Annotated in this window: 15 protein-coding genes and 1 pseudogene; 9 read left to right on the forward strand and 7 right to left on the reverse strand. The window is 60.7% G+C overall.

Annotated elements, in window-relative coordinates; translation table 11 throughout:
* Positions 1-399: 399 nt before the first annotated feature.
* From PSH57_RS07890 to PSH57_RS07905, 4 genes are all read right to left on the reverse strand, one after another.
* On the reverse strand, positions 400-669 hold the full coding sequence (locus PSH57_RS07890; protein WP_305388836.1) for a DUF3613 domain-containing protein: 270 nt from the start codon (positions 667-669) through the stop codon (positions 400-402).
* A gap of 22 nt (positions 670-691) precedes the next feature.
* Positions 692-1402, reverse strand: coding sequence for a tetratricopeptide repeat protein (locus PSH57_RS07895; RefSeq protein WP_305388838.1), 711 nt, complete (start codon positions 1400-1402; stop codon positions 692-694).
* Positions 1403-1458: 56 nt separating this feature from the next.
* A complete protein-coding gene (locus tag PSH57_RS07900) occupies positions 1459-2682 on the reverse strand; it encodes a type II and III secretion system protein family protein (protein WP_305388839.1) in 1224 nt (407 codons plus the stop codon).
* A gap of 403 nt (positions 2683-3085) precedes the next feature.
* Positions 3086-3724 (reverse strand): LysE family translocator, encoded by a 639-nt coding sequence (locus tag PSH57_RS07905; RefSeq protein ID WP_305388840.1) that lies wholly within the window; start codon positions 3722-3724, stop codon positions 3086-3088.
* Positions 3725-3887: 163 nt separating this feature from the next.
* Between PSH57_RS07905 and PSH57_RS07910 the strand changes: the two genes are divergently transcribed.
* Entirely contained in the window at positions 3888-4844 is a 957-nt protein-coding gene (locus tag PSH57_RS07910; RefSeq protein ID WP_305388841.1) for a LysR family transcriptional regulator, read from the forward strand.
* 30 nt (positions 4845-4874) lie between these two features.
* On the opposite strand, the gene PSH57_RS07915 is transcribed toward PSH57_RS07910, so the two are convergent.
* The gene (locus PSH57_RS07915; RefSeq protein WP_305388842.1) at positions 4875-5282 is read right to left on the reverse strand and encodes a PA2817 family protein; all 408 of its coding nucleotides are present in this window, start codon (positions 5280-5282) and stop codon (positions 4875-4877) included.
* An 87-nt stretch (positions 5283-5369) separates the two neighbouring features.
* Positions 5370-7818, reverse strand: a pseudogene (locus PSH57_RS07920) (acyl-CoA dehydrogenase).
* A 318-nt stretch (positions 7819-8136) separates the two neighbouring features.
* Here PSH57_RS07920 and PSH57_RS07925 point away from each other — a divergent pair.
* The 4 genes from PSH57_RS07925 to PSH57_RS07940 all read left to right on the forward strand — a co-directional run bounded on the left by PSH57_RS07925 (position 8137) and on the right by PSH57_RS07940 (position 11307).
* The gene (locus PSH57_RS07925; protein ID WP_305388846.1) at positions 8137-8796 is read left to right on the forward strand and encodes a transglutaminase-like domain-containing protein; all 660 of its coding nucleotides are present in this window, start codon (positions 8137-8139) and stop codon (positions 8794-8796) included.
* Between the two features lie 45 nt (positions 8797-8841).
* Entirely contained in the window at positions 8842-9465 is a 624-nt protein-coding gene (locus PSH57_RS07930; protein WP_305388847.1) for a glutathione S-transferase family protein, read from the forward strand.
* Between the two features lie 133 nt (positions 9466-9598).
* Positions 9599-10531, forward strand: a complete 933-nt coding sequence (locus tag PSH57_RS07935; RefSeq protein WP_305388848.1) for an ABC transporter ATP-binding protein — start codon at positions 9599-9601, stop codon at positions 10529-10531.
* On the forward strand, positions 10528-11307 hold the full coding sequence (locus PSH57_RS07940; protein WP_305388849.1) for an ABC transporter permease: 780 nt from the start codon (positions 10528-10530) through the stop codon (positions 11305-11307). Before PSH57_RS07935 ends, PSH57_RS07940 begins: the two co-directional genes overlap by 4 nt.
* Before the next feature lie 102 nt (positions 11308-11409).
* Here the strand turns inward: PSH57_RS07940 and PSH57_RS07945 are convergent, their stop codons facing one another.
* Positions 11410-11925, reverse strand: a complete 516-nt coding sequence (locus PSH57_RS07945) for a DUF2062 domain-containing protein (RefSeq protein WP_256231515.1) — start codon at positions 11923-11925, stop codon at positions 11410-11412.
* A gap of 145 nt (positions 11926-12070) precedes the next feature.
* Between PSH57_RS07945 and PSH57_RS07950 the strand changes: the two genes are divergently transcribed.
* From PSH57_RS07950 to lpxK, 4 genes are all read left to right on the forward strand, one after another.
* Positions 12071-14317: a DNA internalization-related competence protein ComEC/Rec2 gene (locus tag PSH57_RS07950; RefSeq protein WP_305388851.1), complete on the forward strand. Its 2247-nt coding sequence runs from the start codon at positions 12071-12073 to the stop codon at positions 14315-14317.
* 96 nt (positions 14318-14413) lie between these two features.
* Positions 14414-15049 carry a MotA/TolQ/ExbB proton channel family protein gene (locus PSH57_RS07955; RefSeq protein WP_177513903.1) on the forward strand — a complete coding sequence of 212 codons (636 nt, stop codon included), beginning with the start codon at positions 14414-14416 and terminating at the stop codon, positions 15047-15049.
* The gene (locus PSH57_RS07960; RefSeq protein ID WP_047228182.1) at positions 15046-15474 is read left to right on the forward strand and encodes an ExbD/TolR family protein; all 429 of its coding nucleotides are present in this window, start codon (positions 15046-15048) and stop codon (positions 15472-15474) included. Before PSH57_RS07955 ends, PSH57_RS07960 begins: the two co-directional genes overlap by 4 nt.
* Entirely contained in the window at positions 15474-16484 is a 1011-nt protein-coding gene (lpxK, locus tag PSH57_RS07965; RefSeq protein ID WP_305388852.1) for a tetraacyldisaccharide 4'-kinase, read from the forward strand. Before PSH57_RS07960 ends, lpxK begins: the two co-directional genes overlap by 1 nt.
* Positions 16485-16508 lie beyond the last annotated feature (24 nt).

Below are 16508 nucleotides of genomic sequence, written 5' to 3' on the forward strand. Positions count from 1 at the left end.
TGGGCTGCGCAGCGGCCCTAAAGTAGTTAACTCAATCTTCCTGGCACGCCGAGTCGCCTGGTTTGGGGGCTGCTGCGCAGCCCAACGGGGATAAATCCCCTCGCCACAGGACCTAGTTCACTGCGCGACAGCGCAGCGTCGAAGACGCGGCGGCCACTCCCTCGCCACGATGATGACTGCCTGAAAGCCAATACCCAGCCGGCACGCAAAGGTCATCACCTGAAAACCCATACCCAACCGAACACCACTCCCGTAGCGAGGGGATAGATCCCTCGCCACAAACAGGCGCGCTCGACCTGATGCAAGGCAGACCAAAAGATCGCAGCCTTCGACAATGCCTACCCCGGATCGGATGTAGGCATTGTCGAAGGCTGCGATCTATTGTTTTTCCACTGTGTGTCAGTTGCTGCTGGTGATTTCCCCACCCGAGTCCTGTTCGAAGAATTCCGGGATCGGGTAAGTGAAACTATTGAGCCAGCGCTGCATGGCCAGTTCGCGTTCGGTGGCCGAGGCGGTTTGCAGGTGGGTTGAGGCCACCACCCCGCGAATCTGCAACTGCATCCAGCTCTCCGTGCCCTGTTGCGCGGCCGAAGAGGGGCCAGGTTCAATGGCCCAGGCGGTGGTGGACAGGCAAGTCATGCACACGATCAACAGTTGTCTGGTTTTCATCTCTTGGACTCCTCGTAAGGCTCTACTTGACCGCATCGGATGAGGCGTCGGCCATATCGGTCAAACGGTTCGCGGGTGACGTCACCCCGGTAGGGGCCGAGCCTCTGATTTTTTCCGCCCGAGCTTGAGCATCGGCCACTTGTTTGGGGCTCAGGTTGGCCATATTTGCCAGTTCGGCTGCCTGCTTCCAGTTGTCCTGGTAAATCAGCAGCGTCACCATGTTGAAGGCGGCCAGTGAGTCTGACTGTCTGAGCTCCATGGCGGTCATGAACTCGAAGCGGGCTTCAGGGATCCGTCGTTGATTGAGATAGACAACCCCCAGGTCATTGCGGATTTTCCCTTCGGTGGGGGACATTTTCACAGCGCGCTGAAGGTGTTCGGTGGCGCTAGCATGATCATGTCTGGCCGCCGCCAATTGGCCGAGGCCATGCTCGCCATCGGCGGCCAGGCAAGTGCCGAGTAGGCTCTGGTACAACGGCTCTGCTTCATTACGTCCCATCAGGCGCAGCACGCGCGCCTTGCGCAGGCGGACCTGCACCAGATCCTCCGGCAGACCTTCGAGGTTCGCCAGGCTGGCGTACAAACGACCATCATTGGCCATGTCATCGGCCAGGTTCAGCGCCAGTTCCTGATCGGATCCGGGCTTGGCGCAACTGGCCTGGCGCGAAGCCACACCATTGCTGGCGCATCCGACAAGCATCAAGGTCGCCGCTATCGCGATCACTGCTTTCATGGAATGTCCCCTGACATCAGGTTGAACACGTGGACGCTTGCACTTCAGGCGCCGGCTCATTGGGACAGCCCGTTACGGTTGTCGAACTCGCCGTTTTCGAGGAAGTACATGCGGTAGAAACTGGGGTCGTAATTGCGCAGCTGTTCGCCCGGCAACGTGGGCAGTTGTGCGTCGGCGGCCAGGGGTTGGACCAGGTGCGGCGTGACGATCATCAGCAGTTCGCGTTCTTCACGATTGATGGAGTTATCGCGAAAGAAAGCGCCGAGAATCGGAATATCACCTAACCCCGGCAATTTGTTCACCTGGGAGGCGTTACGCGTACTGATCAGGCCGCTGATGACGAAGCTTTCGCCATCGGCCAGGGCGATACTGGTATCGGTACGGCGTACGGTGAGCGCCGGAACCAGCGTGCCGGCGATGTTCACCGCGTTGGTGAAGTCCAGTTCACTGACTTCCGGTGCCACCTTGAGCATGATGCGGTTTGTTCCGATGACGGTGGGCGTCAAGGTCAGACGAATCCCGAATTCCTTGTACTCGATGGACACGTTGTCGCTGCCGGCGCTGGGCACCGGGATCGGCACTTCGCCGCCGGCCAGGAAGCTCGCGCTTTGCCCGCTCAGGGCCACAAGACTCGGCCGCGCCAGGGTGTAGGCGAAGCCACTGCCTTCCAGCGCATTGATCATCAGCAGGGTTTGTCCGGTGGCGAAGGACAGGTTGAACATGTCGTTATTGACCGGCAATGACGGCCGGACCACGCCACCGATGGTGGGCAGGGTTCTCGGTGCGCCGAACAGGAAGTTGCCACGGCTGCCGAAAATAGAGGTTGAGGCTTCCTTAAGCTTGGTCCGGCTGACTTCGACGAAACGGATGTCGGTCTGCACCTGGGCGAGCAGCATAGGGTCTTCGGAGGGTACGTTCGCTGCGCTGGTCAGTGCCGTGGTGGCCCTGCCTTTGACGAAGATCATGCTCTGGCGGGGGATTTTTGAACATGCTGTCCAGACCATCAGGCTGGTGGCGCCCGGCGCCAGGCCCGTGAGAATGAAGGCATCGCTGCCGCTGGGTTGTACGTCGGCAATCTTCGGGTCACCCACCGCCAGCTTCGTTACGGGGGCCAGGATACGCAGTTCGTTCTGAAGCCCTTGGCCAACCTCGAAGGTCGCTGGCAAATTGTCCAACTGAGAACAATTTGCCGTGGCGGCCTGGGCCGCTTCCAGGCCGAGGCCCATCCAGAACAGACCATGGATCAATTGCTTTAAAGCGGGCAGGGTACGATAGCTCATGAAGTGATCCTCGACAGAGAGGCCGTCCTAGGCTTACCAAATGCCTCGGATCACTTAAGGGGCCCGGGCTGCCCCTTGTATTTCACCCGTTCATCGAGCGGCTGCGGTGAGCGCCTCGTCGCTAAGCGAGCGGGCGCATCCCACCGGCCTGACCGAATGGCAGGCAGCTTTCGAAACAAGCTTTTTGAGCCCCGCAATACCGGGGTGACGAGCAGGGTGACCCGTGTTGATCAGGTCGCCCGAGGGGGGATTTATTCTCCGCCGTGCCCGCTTCTTTCTGAAGGTAGTTCATGCATGGCAAAGCGCCACGCCATAAACAAAAAAACGACTAAAAAGTGACGGAAGGGAAATTCTCGGCAAAGTTGCCGTCAATAATTTGTCTTTTATGGGTTTCGTGGGCGTATTACAGGGAAAGGATCAGCCGCCCAGCAAACAGAATCAGGATCACGCCCATGGTCCGTTCGAACCAATGTCCCAAGCGCATGAACACTTCCCGCACCCGGGCGCTGGAAAAAAACAACGCGACGACGATAAACCACAGTGCATTCACCAGGCACATCCAGACCCCGTACAACGCCTGGATCTGCAGCGGTGTGGTGGTGCTGATCAGCGTGGTGAAGATCGCCAGGAAAAACAGCGTGGCCTTTGGGTTGGTCGCGTTGGTCAGAAACCCGGTGACAAACGCTTTGAATGGCGTTTGCCGGGCGGTGGTTTGATTGTTGGTTTGCTCGCCTTCAAGGGTGGATTTGGGTTGGCTGCGCAGCAGGCTGACACCCAGGTAAAGAATGTAGGCACCGCCCACCACCTTGGCGACCATCAGTAACCAGGGGAAGGTGTGCATCAGCGCACCCACGCCCAGCAAGGTGTAGATCACATGCACCGAGATGCCGGCGCCTATGCCCAATGCTGTGCAGATTCCGACCCAGCGGCCAAAACGAACACTTTGGCGGATCGTCACGGCGAAATCAGGGCCGGGTGCGACCACCGCAAGAAAGTGAACGGTGGCCAGGGCCAGGAATTCGCCAAGGTAGCTCGATAGCATTTCAACTCCGAACGGTCAGGGGCGAGGCATCGCGGCGATAACCGATAAAAAAGAGAAAAGGCTCAGGCGCGGATATTTCATACCCGCATCGGAATGTGTGCGGGATTATAAGTTGTGTGGAAACGGGTGATAATCCGTTCAAATTACACAGGGCTTTTGCTTCATGAGCACAAATCAATCGCTGGCCTTGCTCGCCGAAATGGCCATTTTCGTCAAGGTCGTGGAGACCGGCAGTTTCTCCGAAGCGGCCAGGCAGTCAGGCTTGTCACCGTCGGCTGTCAGCCGCAGCATCTCTCGTCTGGAAAAGGCCTTGGCGACCCGATTGCTGCAACGCACCACCCGCAAGCTGCGCTTGAGCGATGGCGGGGAAGAAGTGTTCAAGCGCTGTCGGGAAATGGTCGCCGCTGCCCGGTCGGTAATGGAAGTCAGCGGCCAGTTCACCCATGAAGCCGAGGGGCGGATCCGGGTCAGCGTGCCCAAGGCGGTGGGACGCTTTGTCATTCATCCCCACATGTCCGAGTTTTTGCGTCGCTACCCCAAGGTCGATGTGGAGTTACTGCTGGAAGATCGGCAGGTCGATCTGATCGATGATCACGTTGACTTGGCTTTACGGATCACCGACCAGCCGCCGGTCGGGCTGGTGGGACGTCAGTTGTTGACCATTGACCACCTGCTCTGCGCCACACCGCGCTACCTGGCCGAGCACGGGATCCCCGAGCATCCCCACGATCTGCTGGAGCACAGCTGCATCTACTTGGGAGAAACCCCGCACGACGCTCGCTGGAAATTCCGGAAAGGCACCAGGTCCGTCACCGTCGGCGTGCGTGGGCGCTATGCCGCCAATCATACGGGCGTGCGGCTGGAGGCTGTTTTGCAGCACATTGGCATCGGCAGCTTGCCGTACTTCACGGCCCGTCATGCGCTGGAGCAAGGGTTGATCGTACAGGTGCTGGCGGATTGGACGTTCCTGGCCTCCTACCAGGGTGGTTTGTGGCTGCTGCATTCGCCAACCCGCTACCTGCCGCCCAAGTTACGGGTGTTCATTGATTATCTGGTGGAGTGCCTGGAGAAAGAGCCCACCTTGAATACGGCGGGCCACAAAAAAGGCCCGCCGGATTAACCGTGCGGGCCTTTGCATGACTGATCGAAATCAGTGTTTGCTGTCCTGATCCGACATCGCCAGCAATTGCTTTTCCTGGTTCCAGTCGAAGGGTTCGTCGTTTTGCTCTGCTTCGAAACGACGTTCTTCCAGAGCCTGGTACAAGGCGATTTCTTCGTCGGGCATGTAATGCAGGCAGTCACCGGCGAAGTACCACAGCAGGTCACGAGGCACCAGGTGGGCGATCTGTGGATAACGGACAATGACCTGACACATCAGGTCCTGGCCCAGGTACTGGCTTTCGATCGGATCAACGGGCAACTGCGCGCGCAATTCGTCGAAGCGCTCCAGAAACAGGACATGGCTTTCTTCGGGAACCTGTTCTGCCTCACCCACGGCGACCAGGATGCTGCGCAAGTGGTCAAGTAAGACAAGGTGATCGGCAACGACGTTGGACACGAGTAAGTCCTCAAGAGCAAAACGGGCGCAGGAGTATAAAGCGCTTGCGCCCGTTTTTACATGGTACAGAGCACAGGGGCGCCAGGATCAGCGGACCTTGTCCTCGGCGAGCGTGAGCTCGTCCTTGTCGAAATCATCCACGTCGATCACTTTACGTCGGGCCGCTTCGGCCTCGCGCAGGGTCTGGGCTTCGCCGGCCTGTAGCACGCCGGCTTCGAGGGCCGCATCGATCACCTGTTCGCCAGGGGCGGGGTTGAGCTGACCCTGTTTGAGCGCACCGTGCAGTTTCTTGTGCAGCGGATGAGCAGCGGCCAGCAGGTCGCAAGCGTGCTGCAGTGCACCCACCGGATCGTCGACTGATTGCGGGCGATAGCAACCCTGCAGCAACTCTTCGAGGGTCGGGTCACCCTTGGCCCGGCCGATCACCGCGGCCACTTCGGCGTCGAGCCTGTCGCTCGGACCTTTGTGGCGACGGCCGAAGGGGAATACCACCACGCGTAACAGACAACCGAGCACGCGGTTCGGGAAGTTAGCCAGCAGTTCGTCCAGCGCACGCTCCGCCTGGCCCAGGCTTTCTTCCATGGCCCAGGTGAACAGCGGTTCCATATGGTCCGGCGAGTCCAGGTCGTGATAGCGCTTGAGCGCTGCGGAGGCAAGATAGAGGTTGCTCAATACATCCCCAAGGCGCGCCGACAAGCGTTCGCGACGTTTGAGTTCGCCGCCCAGCAACATCATGCTCAGGTCCGCCAGCAGGGCGAATGCCGCCGCCTGCCGGTTAAGGGCGCGGAAATAACCCTGGCTCAAGGCGTTGCCGGGGGCTCTTTCGAAACGCCCCAGGCCCAGGTTCAGCACCAGGGTGCTGGCGGCGTTGCTGATGGCAAAACCGATGTGTTTGAGCAGCAAGCCGTCGAATTCGATCAGCGCCTGGTCTTTGTCTTCTCGCGTGGCCAAGGCCATTTCCTTGAGCACGAACGGGTGGCAGCGAATCGCACCCTGGCCGAAGATCATCAGGTTGCGTGAAAGGATGTTCGCGCCTTCGACCGTGATGAAGATCGGTGCGCCTTGCCAACTGCGCCCCAGGTAGTTGTTTGGCCCCATGATGATGCCCTTGCCGCCGTGGACGTCCATGGCGTGGCTGATGCATTCACGACCCCGTTCGGTCAGGTGGTATTTGAGAATCGCCGACAGCACCGAAGGTTTTTCTCCCAGGTCCACCGCGTTGGCGGTCAGCATCCGGGCGGCGTCCATCATCCAGGCGTTGCCACCGATACGGGCCATGGCCTCCTGAATACCTTCGAAGGCCGACAATGGCACGTTGAATTGCTCGCGTACCTGGGTGTACTGGCCGGTCACCAGGCTGGTGAACTTCGCCGCCCCGGTGCCCACAGCCGGGAGGGAAATCGACCGACCGACCGACAGGCAGTTCATCAGCATCATCCAGCCCTTGCCGAGCATGGGCTGGCCGCCGATGAGAAAGTCCAGCGGGATGAACACGTCCTTGCCCCAGTTCGGTCCGTTCATGAAAGCGGCGCCAAGGGGCAGGTGACGACGGCCAATATTGACGCCAGGGGTGTCGGTGGGAATCAGGGCAAGGCTGATGCCCAGGTCTTCTTCATCGCCCAGCAGGTGATCGGGGTCATAGGCCTTGAAGGCCAGGCCGAGGAGGGTGGCCACCGGTCCCAGGGTGATGTAGCGCTTTTCCCAGTTCAGGCGCAGGCCCAGGGTTTCCTGACCTTCCCATTCGCCCTTGCAGATGATGCCGGTGTCGGGCATCGCTCCGGCGTCGGAGCCAGCCAACGGCCCGGTCAGGGCGAAGCAGGGGATATCGTCGCCACGGGCCAGCCGTGGCAAGTAGTGGTTGCGTTGCTCGTCGGTACCGTAGTGCAGCAGCAGTTCGGCCGGGCCGAGGGAGTTGGGGACCATCACGGTAGACGCCAGGTCGCCGCTACGGGTGGCCAGTTTCATTGCCACCTGGGAATGGGCATAGGCGGAGAAGCCCTTGCCGCCGTATTCCTTGGGGATGATGAGCGCGAAGAACCCGTGCTCCTTGATGTGTGCCCAGGCGGCGGGCGGAAGGTCCATGGCCTGGCCGATCTGCCAGTCGCTGACCATGGCGCAGAGTTCTTCGGTGGGGCCGTCGAGGAAAGCCTGTTCCTCCTCGGTCAGTTGCACCTTGGGATAGGCCAGCAGCGTGTCCCAGTCCGGCCGGCCACTGAACAGTTCACCGTCCCACCACACCGTCCCGGGCGTCGATGGCGTCGCGCTCGGTTTCTGACATGGGAGGCAAGGTCTTCTGGAACCAGTTGAACATCGGCGCGCTGAAATACTTGCGACGCAGGTCCGGCAGCAGCAGTGGGGCCGCGACGGCAGCGAGCGCTACCCAGAGGATCAGCATCAGCCAACCGGGAGCGGGACTGAAGAGGCTCATGGCCAACAGATAGACCGCGATGATACCCAGCGCAGGCAACGGGGCGGTGCGCCGGTGCGCCAGCCAGGCTTTACCGACGACCAGAACCAGTATCCACAACAACAGCATATGTAATCCTCCGTGAACCAGGGCAAAACCGACCCTCAGAGCTTAGACGGCATCTGCAAAACCGGCGGTCGGCGCGATGTGATTGATTTCGTGGGAAACCCTGGATGCATTGCGCCAGTCTGGTTGGCAACAGCCGTGGGAAATCGTTCGTTAACAAAGTGAGAAAGCGCCATTTGTTTGGCGTAAACGCCGTTATCACTGGGTGTGGGGCTGGCGATAGACTCGAAGACACTCATTCTCAGCCGAACACAGAATCCCCTCGCCACAAGGGCGGCGTCCGGTTCTACGGACGCTGGCGTTTTCCGAGAGGTCTTTATCATGCAGCAATACCTGAACCCCAGCCGCTTCATCGACAGCGATCACCCTGCGGTCATCGAGTTCGCCGAAACCCATCGTGGCACTGACCGCGACCCGCAGGCACAAGCAATCAGCCTGTATTACGCGGTGCGCGAGGCCGTGCGCTACAACCCCTATACCTTCAGTCGCGATCCGCAGACCCTGCGTGGCAGTTACGCGCTGGCCTGCGGTGAAAGCTATTGCGTGCCGAAGGCGACCTTGCTGGCCGCCTGCGCTCGCCATTGTGGTATCCCGGCGCGCATCGGTCTGGCGGATGTGCGTAATCACTTGTCCACTGCGCGCCTGCTGGAATTGCTCAAGAGTGACGTGTTCGCCATGCACGGCTATACCGAGTTCTACCTCAACGGGCGCTGGGTCAAGGCCACGCCGGCCTTCAATCAAGGTTTGTGTGAGTTGTTCGACATAGCCCCCCTGGAATTCGATGGCCTCCAAGACAGCGTTTTCCACCCGTTCAATCGCCAGGGCGCCAAGCTGATGGAGTACGTCACCGACCACGGCCAATTCGCCGATGTGCCCGAAGCGTTCTTCTTTGCGCACCTGGAAAAATGTTACCCGCACCTGTTCGGCGAGCAAATGCCGCACCTGCTCGGCGACATGCAGGGCGATTTGAGTCGCGGCTGATCCGGCGTATGCTGCTGCGGCATTTATCCATCGGAGCAAGCCGTGATGCTGAAGATCTGGGGTCGGAAAAATTCATCGAATGTGCGCAAGGCGCTGTGGTGCGCCGAAGAACTGGGGCTGGCCTACGAGGCCATCGACGCGGGCGGTGCGTTCGGCGTGGTGGACACGCCTGAGTATCGTGCAAAGAACCCCAATGGCCGCGTCCCGATGATCGAAGACGACGGTTTCGTGCTTTGGGAGTCCAACACCATCGTGCGTTATCTGGTGTCTCGCCACGCTCCGGGTTCGGCCTGGTATCCGGCAGACCCGCAGGCTCGGGCCATGGCTGATAAGTGGATGGACTGGACCACCTCCTCGTTTGCCGATCCGTTTCGCACCGTGTTCTGGGGTGTGTTGCGCACCCCCGCCGAGCAGCAGGACTGGACGGCGATCCATGCGGCGATCAAGGTCTGCGACGGCTTGCTAGCGATGGCGGACCAGACGTTGAGCGAGCAACCCTACCTTTCGGGGGATGAAATCGGCATGGGCGATATTCCCTTGGGCAGTTTCATTTATGCCTGGTTCGAGATGCCCATCGAACGTGCTGCGCTGCCTCATCTACAGGCCTGGTACGCCCGGCTGCAGCAGCGTCCGGCGTATCGCAAGGCGGTCATGACCGCGTTGACTTAATACTTACTATCGACACGCTTGACTGTACTTGTGCGGCGACGCCACGCACCATTGCTTTCGTGCGCCGTGGTTGTATTGCTCGCCGTGCGCCCTTATCTAATTCTTTCTTCCCCTTCTTGGTGCGTAATCCGATATGAGTTCCGCTCTGTCCATCCGGCAGCTAACCAAAACCTACGGCAACGGTTTCCAGGCCTTGAGTGGTATCGATCTGGACGTCGCCGAAGGTGATTTTTTCGCCTTGCTCGGCCCCAATGGTGCCGGCAAGTCCACCACTATCGGCATTCTTTCCACCCTGGTGAACAAAACCAGCGGTACGGTGAATATCTTCGGTCATGATCTGGACCGTGAACCCGCGGCTCTCAAGCGCTGTATCGGCGTGGTGCCCCAGGAGTTCAATTTCAACCAGTTCGAAAAGACCTTCGACATCGTTGTGACCCAGGCCGGTTACTACGGTATCCCGCCGAAGATCGCCAATGAGCGCGCCGAGAAATATCTGACTCAATTGGGGTTGTGGGACAAGCGTGATGTGCCGTCCCGTTCGTTGTCCGGCGGCATGAAGCGGCGCCTGATGATTGCTCGTGCCCTGGTGCATGAGCCACGCCTGCTGATCCTCGACGAACCAACTGCGGGTGTCGACATCGAGCTGCGTCGTTCGATGTGGACCTTCCTGACCGAGCTGAATCAGAAAGGCATCACCATCATCCTCACCACCCATTACCTGGAAGAGGCCGAGCAGCTGTGCCGCAACATCGGCATCATCGACCACGGCACCATCGTCGAGAACACCAGCATGCGACAGTTGCTCAGCCAACTGCATGTGGAGACGTTCCTGTTGGATCTGAAGAACGATCTGAAGACCGTGCCGCAACTTATCGGTTATCCGGCCCGTCTGGTGGACCATCACACACTGGAAGTCCAGGTGGATAAAACCGTCGGCATTACCGGCTTGTTCTCCCAACTGGCGCTGCAAAACATTGAAGTGCAGAGCCTGCGCAACAAAACCAATCGCCTCGAGGAGTTGTTCGTGTCTCTGGTGGAGAAAAATCTGGCGAAGGTGGCTGTATGAGTTCCGAGCTGCGACCCAACCTCATTGCCCTCAACACGATCGTTTATCGCGAAGTCCGACGCTTCATGCGGATCTGGCCGCAGACCCTGCTGCCGCCGGCGATCACCATGGTTTTGTACTTCGTGATTTTCGGCAACCTGATCGGCCGGCAGATCGGCGACATGGGTGGCTTCACGTACATGGACTACATCGTGCCGGGGCTGATCATGATGTCGGTGATCACCAACTCCTACGGTAACGTGGTCTCGAGTTTCTTCGGCAGCAAGTTCCAGCGCTCGATCGAGGAACTGATGGTCTCGCCGGTTTCGCCCCATACGATCCTGATCGGCTACACCCTGGGCGGTGTATTGCGTGGGTTGGCGGTGGGCTTGATCGTGACCTTGCTGTCACTGTTCTTCACCGATCTGCAAGTGCACCATTTGGGCGTGACGATATTGGTGGTGGTGTTCACCGCCACGATCTTTTCGCTGCTGGGGTTCATCAATGCGGTGTTCGCGCGCAACTTCGATGATATTTCCATCATCCCGACGTTCGTGCTCACGCCACTGACTTACCTGGGCGGAGTGTTCTACTCGATCTCCCTGCTGCCACCGTTCTGGCAGACCGTGTCCCTGGCCAACCCGGTGCTGCACATGGTCAACGCGTTCCGCTACGGCATCCTTGGGGTGTCGGACATCCGGATCAGCGTTGCGATCACCTTCATGCTGGTGGCAACCGTGGTGCTTTATGTGGGTTGTGTGCGGCTGTTGGTCGGTGGGCGGGGGATGCGTACTTAGAACTCGGCAGGTGTGCTGACTGGCATACCGCTATCGCGAGCAGGCTCGCTCTCACATGGAAATGCAAAAAAGGCCTCCATTCAATGGAGGCCTTTTGGTTTCTCACATCCGGCTTTTCTTGCGCCGTCTCCACTGCCGCGCCACCCACCAGCGCCAATAGATCATGGTCATGAAATAGGCCAGGGCGCCCAGCACCAGGCCGGTCACCACCGACCCCAGCAGAAACGGCTGCCACAAGGTGGACAGCTGGTTGGTGATCCATTCCCAGGTCAGTTCTTCCGGTAACGTGCGGGCAGGCACATCCATCAACCAGGCCCCGGTCTGGTAGGTGCAGAAAAACACGGCGGGCATGGTGAGGGGGTTGGTCAGCCAGACCAGGCTCACCGCAATCGGTATGTTGCCGCGTACCGTGATGGCCAGCGCTGCGGCCAACAGCATCTGTAAGGGGATCGGCAAAAAGGCGGCAAACAGGCCGACGGCCATCGCCCGAGCCACCGAGTGTCGGTTGAGGTGCCAGAGGTTGGGGTCGTGCAGCAATGAACCGAGAAAGCGTAAGGATTTATGTTCCCGAATACTCGCTGGGTCAGGCATGTAACGTTTGAAAAGGCGCCGGGGCATAAGGCTTCTCGGTCGGTTCAAAGCGGTAAGGCCGCAAGTATGTCCGCATTCTACGGCCGACTGATTCAGACTTTGTGACAATTGTTAACGCGCAGCGTGCCGAAGACCGACTAAGCCTGAAGAGAAGACTCTCAAGGACAGGCTTATGCGCACAGGGATGCTCGCGCTTGCACTCGGGCTGCTGACCCCGGTTTTTTGCCCGGCGCTGCCGCCGCTGTGGCTGATTGCGGTCATGCCTGTGCTGGCGCTGATGGTTTTGCCGTTTCGAACTCATCCACTGGGTTTTTTCCTGATCGGGCTGGCTTGGGCCTGTCTGTTGGCGCAGATGGCCTTGGACGAGCGGTTACCTGTCGCGCTGGACGGAGAAACCCGCTGGGTCGAAGGGCGCGTCGTCGGGTTACCGCAATACAGCGAGGGTGTGGTGCGTTTCGAACTGGCCGATACCCATTCCCGCCGCACACGGCTGCCGGCGTCGATGCGCCTGGCCTGGTTCGGTGGACCGCCTGTGAGCAGCGGCGAGCGATGGCGATTGGCGGTGAAGCTCAAGCGCCCCGTCGGTCTCCTGAACCCCCATGGCTTCGATTACCAAGCCTGGCTGTTGAGTCGGGGCATCGGCGCGACCGGTACGGTAAAGGACGGTCATCTCCAGCAACCTGCCCAAGGTGCCTGGCGTGACGGTGTGCGTCAGGCGCTGGCGCAAGTTGACGCCCAGGGCCGCTCCGGGGCGCTGGCGGCATTGGTCCTGGGGGACGGCGGCGGATTGAGCCGCGATGACTGGCAGGTGCTGCAAGACACCGGCACGGTCCATCTGTTGGTGATTTCCGGGCAACATATCGGGCTGCTCGCCGGGCTGGTGTATCTGCTGGTGGCCGGTGCGGCGCGCTATGGTGTGTGGCCGGCGCGTCTGCCGTGGTTACCTTGGGCCTGCGCGCTGGCCTTCAGCGCAGCCTTGGGCTACGGCTTGCTCGCCGGCTTCGAGGTGCCAGTGCGGCGAGCCTGCGCCATGATCGCCCTGGTGCTGCTGTGGCGCTTGCGTTACCGGCATCCGGACCCTTGGTGGGCGTGGCTGCTGGCTTTCAATGGGGTGCTGGTGTTCGATCCGCTGGCCAGCCTGCGGCTGGGGTTCTGGCTGTCGTTCGCCGCGGTGGCGATCCTGGTGTTTACTTTTGGCGCTCGGCTGGGGCCCTGGCGCTGGTGGCAAACCTGGACCCGTGCCCAGTGGCTGGTTGCGGTCGGGCTGTGCCCGATATTGTTGATATTGGGTTTGCCGGTCAGCCTCAGCGGACCCCTGGTGAACCTGTTGGCGGTGCCTTGGGTCAGCCTGCTGGTGTTGCCGCCGGCGCTGCTCGGTACGGCGTTGCTGCCGGTGCCGTTCGTGGGTGAAGGACTGCTTTGGATCGCCGGCGGGTTGCTCGATCTGCTATTCAAGGGGCTGGCGCTGGCGGCCGGACGAATACCGGCATGGGTGCCTGCGGCTATCCCTGTATGGGCATGGGGCATGGCCGCTCTTGGGGCTTTGTTACTGTTGCTGCCCAAAGGTGTGCCGCTGCGGGTACTGGGATGGCCCATGTTGCTGCTGGTGGTTTTTCCTCCGCGGGAGGAAGTTCCACCAGGCCAAGCTGAAATCTGGCAACTGGACGTGGGCCAAGGCTTGGCGGTGTTGGTGCGCACCCGTCGTCATACGTTGCTTTACGATGCGGGGCCGCGCTTTGGCGAGGCCGACGCGGGTGAGCGCGTGGTGCTGCCCACCTTGCGCAAGCTGGGCGTCGCCGGGTTGGACCTGATGCTGCTCAGTCATGCTGACGCCGATCACGCCGGAGGCGCCCAAACGGTACGCAACGGGTTACCAACGACTCGGGTCGTCAGCGGAGACCCGGCCGCGTTGCCTGCCGCTTTGCAGGCAGAGGCGTGCGACAGTGGTGCGCGCTGGGAATGGGACGGGGTCTGGTTCGAGCTGTGGCAATGGTCATCAGCCCTTGAAAGCAACCAGCGGTCCTGCGTTTTGCTGATCGAGGCGGGGGGTGAGCGGCTGTTGCTCACCGGAGACATCGATAGCCATGCCGAGCGCGCTTTGCTCGACGGGCCTCTGGCGGTGCCGATCCAGTGGCTGGCGGCGCCCCATCACGGTAGCCGCAGTTCATCGTCGATGGTGCTGCTGTCACGCCTCAGACCCCATTCGGTGTTGATCTCCCGAGGCCAGGGCAATGCATTCGGGCACCCTCATCCCCGGGTGATGGCTCGCTATCGCCGCTTGGGCATGGCGATCTACGACAGCGCTGAACAGGGTGCCATTCGTCTGCAACTGGGAGCCTTCGAACCGCCGCACCTTCAGGCCGGCCAACGGCGATACTGGCGCGACCCGCCGTCTGCGGGACCATGGCCGCAACCTTGACCCGGGTCATCCTCGACGACGGTGTTATCGGCGGGGCGGGCCTGCAAGGCGAGTCTGTATGATAAAGTGGCGCACTTTTTCGAGGGGGCTGTCACTGTGTGGGAATTGGTCAAATCCGGCGGCTGGATGATGTTGCCGATCATTCTGAGCTCCATCGTGGCGCTGGGGATTGTTGCCGAACGGCTGTGGACCCTGCGGGCCAGTCGCGTGACCCCGGAGCATTTGCTTGGCCAGGTCTGGGTCTGGATCAAGGACAAGAAACTGAACAAGGACCGGCTCAAGGAGCTGCGGGCCAGTTCACCGCTGGGTGAAATCCTCGCCGCGGGCCTGGCAAATTCCAAGCATGGTCGCGAGATCATGAAGGAGTGCATCGAAGAAGCCGCCGCCCGGGTCATCCATGAGCTGGAACGCTACATCAATGCCCTGGGCACCATCGCCGCCATGGCCCCGTTGCTGGGCCTGCTGGGCACGGTGTTGGGCATGATCGACATTTTCAGTTCGTTCACCGGCGCCGGCATGACCGCCAATGCCTCGGTGCTGGCAGGGGGGATTTCCAAGGCCTTGATCACCACGGCCGCCGGATTGATGGTGGGGATTCCTTCCGTGTTCTTCCATCGGTTCCTGCAGAGACGCATCGATGAGCTGGTGGTGGGCATGGAGCAGGAAGCCATCAAGCTGGTCGAGGTGGTGCAAGGCGACCGTGACGTGGACCTGGCCGAGGGCAAGAAGTGAAATTCCGCCGCAAACCACGGGAAACCGTCGAGATCAACCTCGCGTCGCTGATTGACGTGGTGTTCATCCTGCTGCTGTTTTTCGTCGTGACCACCACCTTCACCCGGGAAACCCAGCTCAAGGTGGAGTTGCCGGAAGCGGTCAGCGGCTCGCCGGCCGAAGACCAGCAACTCAAGAACCTGGAAGTCACGATCAGTGCCGAAGGGACGTTTTCGGTGAACAATCAGTTGCTGCCCAAGAGCGACCTGGCGAGCCTGATCGATGCGCTGCAGAAGGAGTCCGGCGGCGACACCAGCCTGCCGCTGTCCATCAGCGCCGACGGCAAAACCCCTCATCAATCCGTCATCACCGCCATGGACGCGGCCGGCAAGCTCGGCTTCAGCCATCTGCGCATGACCACCGTCGAGGCGGCGCCGGCACCCTGATGGCCATGTCTGATCGATTGCTTGCCGCCTGGTACGAAGGTCACCCGGCCCTGACGCTGTTGCGGCCACTGGAGTGGTTGTACCGGCGGGTGGTGATGGGCAAACGCGAGCGTTTTCTGGCGGGCGAGGGTGAGATTTACCAACCGCCCGTGCCGTTGGTGGTGGTGGGCAACATCACTGTTGGCGGCACTGGCAAGACGCCATTGATCCTGTGGATGATCCAGCATTGCCAGCGCAGTGGCCTGCGGGTCGGTGTGGTGAGCCGGGGTTATGGCGCCAAACCACCCCATTTGCCGTGGCGAGTCGAGGCCGGGCAGGGCGCCGACATCGCCGGTGATGAGCCACTGCTGATTGTCCAGCGCAGCGGCGTGCCATTGATGATCGATCCGGATCGCAGCCGGGCGGTCCAGGCGCTGCTGGAGGCTCAACCGCTGGACCTGATCCTGTCCGACGACGGCATGCAACATTACCGCCTGGCCCGGGATCTTGAGTTGGTGCTGATCGACAACGCCCGCGGCCTGGGCAATCGACGTTGTCTGCCTGCCGGTCCGCTGCGTGAACCCGCGGAGCGTCTGCAATCGGTCGATGCCGTGCTGTATAACGGCGCCAGCGCCGACCGCGAAGACGGCTTTGCCTTCGAACTGCGACCCACTGCCCTGGTGAATCTGGCCAGTGGCGAACGGCGGCCACTGGACCATTTTCCGCCTGGCCAGGCCCTGCATGCGGTGGCCGGCATCGGCAATCCCCGGCGTTTCTTCAACACCCTCGAAACGCTACACTGGCGACCTATACCGCACGGGTTTGCCGACCACGCCCAATACAGCGCCCAGGCATTGAATTTCACGCCGTCGTTGCCGGTGGTCATGACGGAAAAGGACGCGGTCAAATGCCGTGCCTTCGCCGAGCCCCATTGGTGGTACCTGGCGGTGGACGCCGCGCCGTCGCCAGCCTTCGCGGACTGGTTCGATACCCAGTTGATGCGCCTGTTACCGGATCGGCTTTTGCCTTAAAACCATTTATCCAGGGAAATCTTC

This window comes from Pseudomonas hefeiensis (assembly GCF_030687835.1).
Taxonomy (GTDB): domain Bacteria; phylum Pseudomonadota; class Gammaproteobacteria; order Pseudomonadales; family Pseudomonadaceae; genus Aquipseudomonas; species Aquipseudomonas hefeiensis.

Excerpts from the sequence above, each read along its gene's own strand:
- PSH57_RS07900 (WP_305388839.1), bottom strand. The coding sequence starts at position 2,682 with ATGAGCTATCGTACCCTGCCCGCTTTAAAGCAATTGATCCATGGTCTG.
- PSH57_RS07905 (WP_305388840.1), bottom strand. The coding sequence starts at position 3,724 with ATGCTATCGAGCTACCTTGGCGAATTCCTGGCCCTGGCCACCGTTCAC.
- PSH57_RS07910 (WP_305388841.1), top strand. The coding sequence starts at position 3,888 with ATGAGCACAAATCAATCGCTGGCCTTGCTCGCCGAAATGGCCATTTTC.
- PSH57_RS07930 (WP_305388847.1), top strand. The coding sequence starts at position 8,842 with ATGCTGAAGATCTGGGGTCGGAAAAATTCATCGAATGTGCGCAAGGCG.
- PSH57_RS07890 (WP_305388836.1), bottom strand. The coding sequence starts at position 669 with ATGAAAACCAGACAACTGTTGATCGTGTGCATGACTTGCCTGTCCACC.
- PSH57_RS07925 (WP_305388846.1), top strand. The coding sequence starts at position 8,137 with ATGCAGCAATACCTGAACCCCAGCCGCTTCATCGACAGCGATCACCCT.
- lpxK (WP_305388852.1), top strand. The coding sequence starts at position 15,474 with ATGGCCATGTCTGATCGATTGCTTGCCGCCTGGTACGAAGGTCACCCG.
- PSH57_RS07935 (WP_305388848.1), top strand. The coding sequence starts at position 9,599 with ATGAGTTCCGCTCTGTCCATCCGGCAGCTAACCAAAACCTACGGCAAC.
- PSH57_RS07940 (WP_305388849.1), top strand. The coding sequence starts at position 10,528 with ATGAGTTCCGAGCTGCGACCCAACCTCATTGCCCTCAACACGATCGTT.
- PSH57_RS07945 (WP_256231515.1), bottom strand. The coding sequence starts at position 11,925 with ATGCCCCGGCGCCTTTTCAAACGTTACATGCCTGACCCAGCGAGTATT.
- PSH57_RS07950 (WP_305388851.1), top strand. The coding sequence starts at position 12,071 with ATGCGCACAGGGATGCTCGCGCTTGCACTCGGGCTGCTGACCCCGGTT.
- PSH57_RS07895 (WP_305388838.1), bottom strand. The coding sequence starts at position 1,402 with ATGAAAGCAGTGATCGCGATAGCGGCGACCTTGATGCTTGTCGGATGC.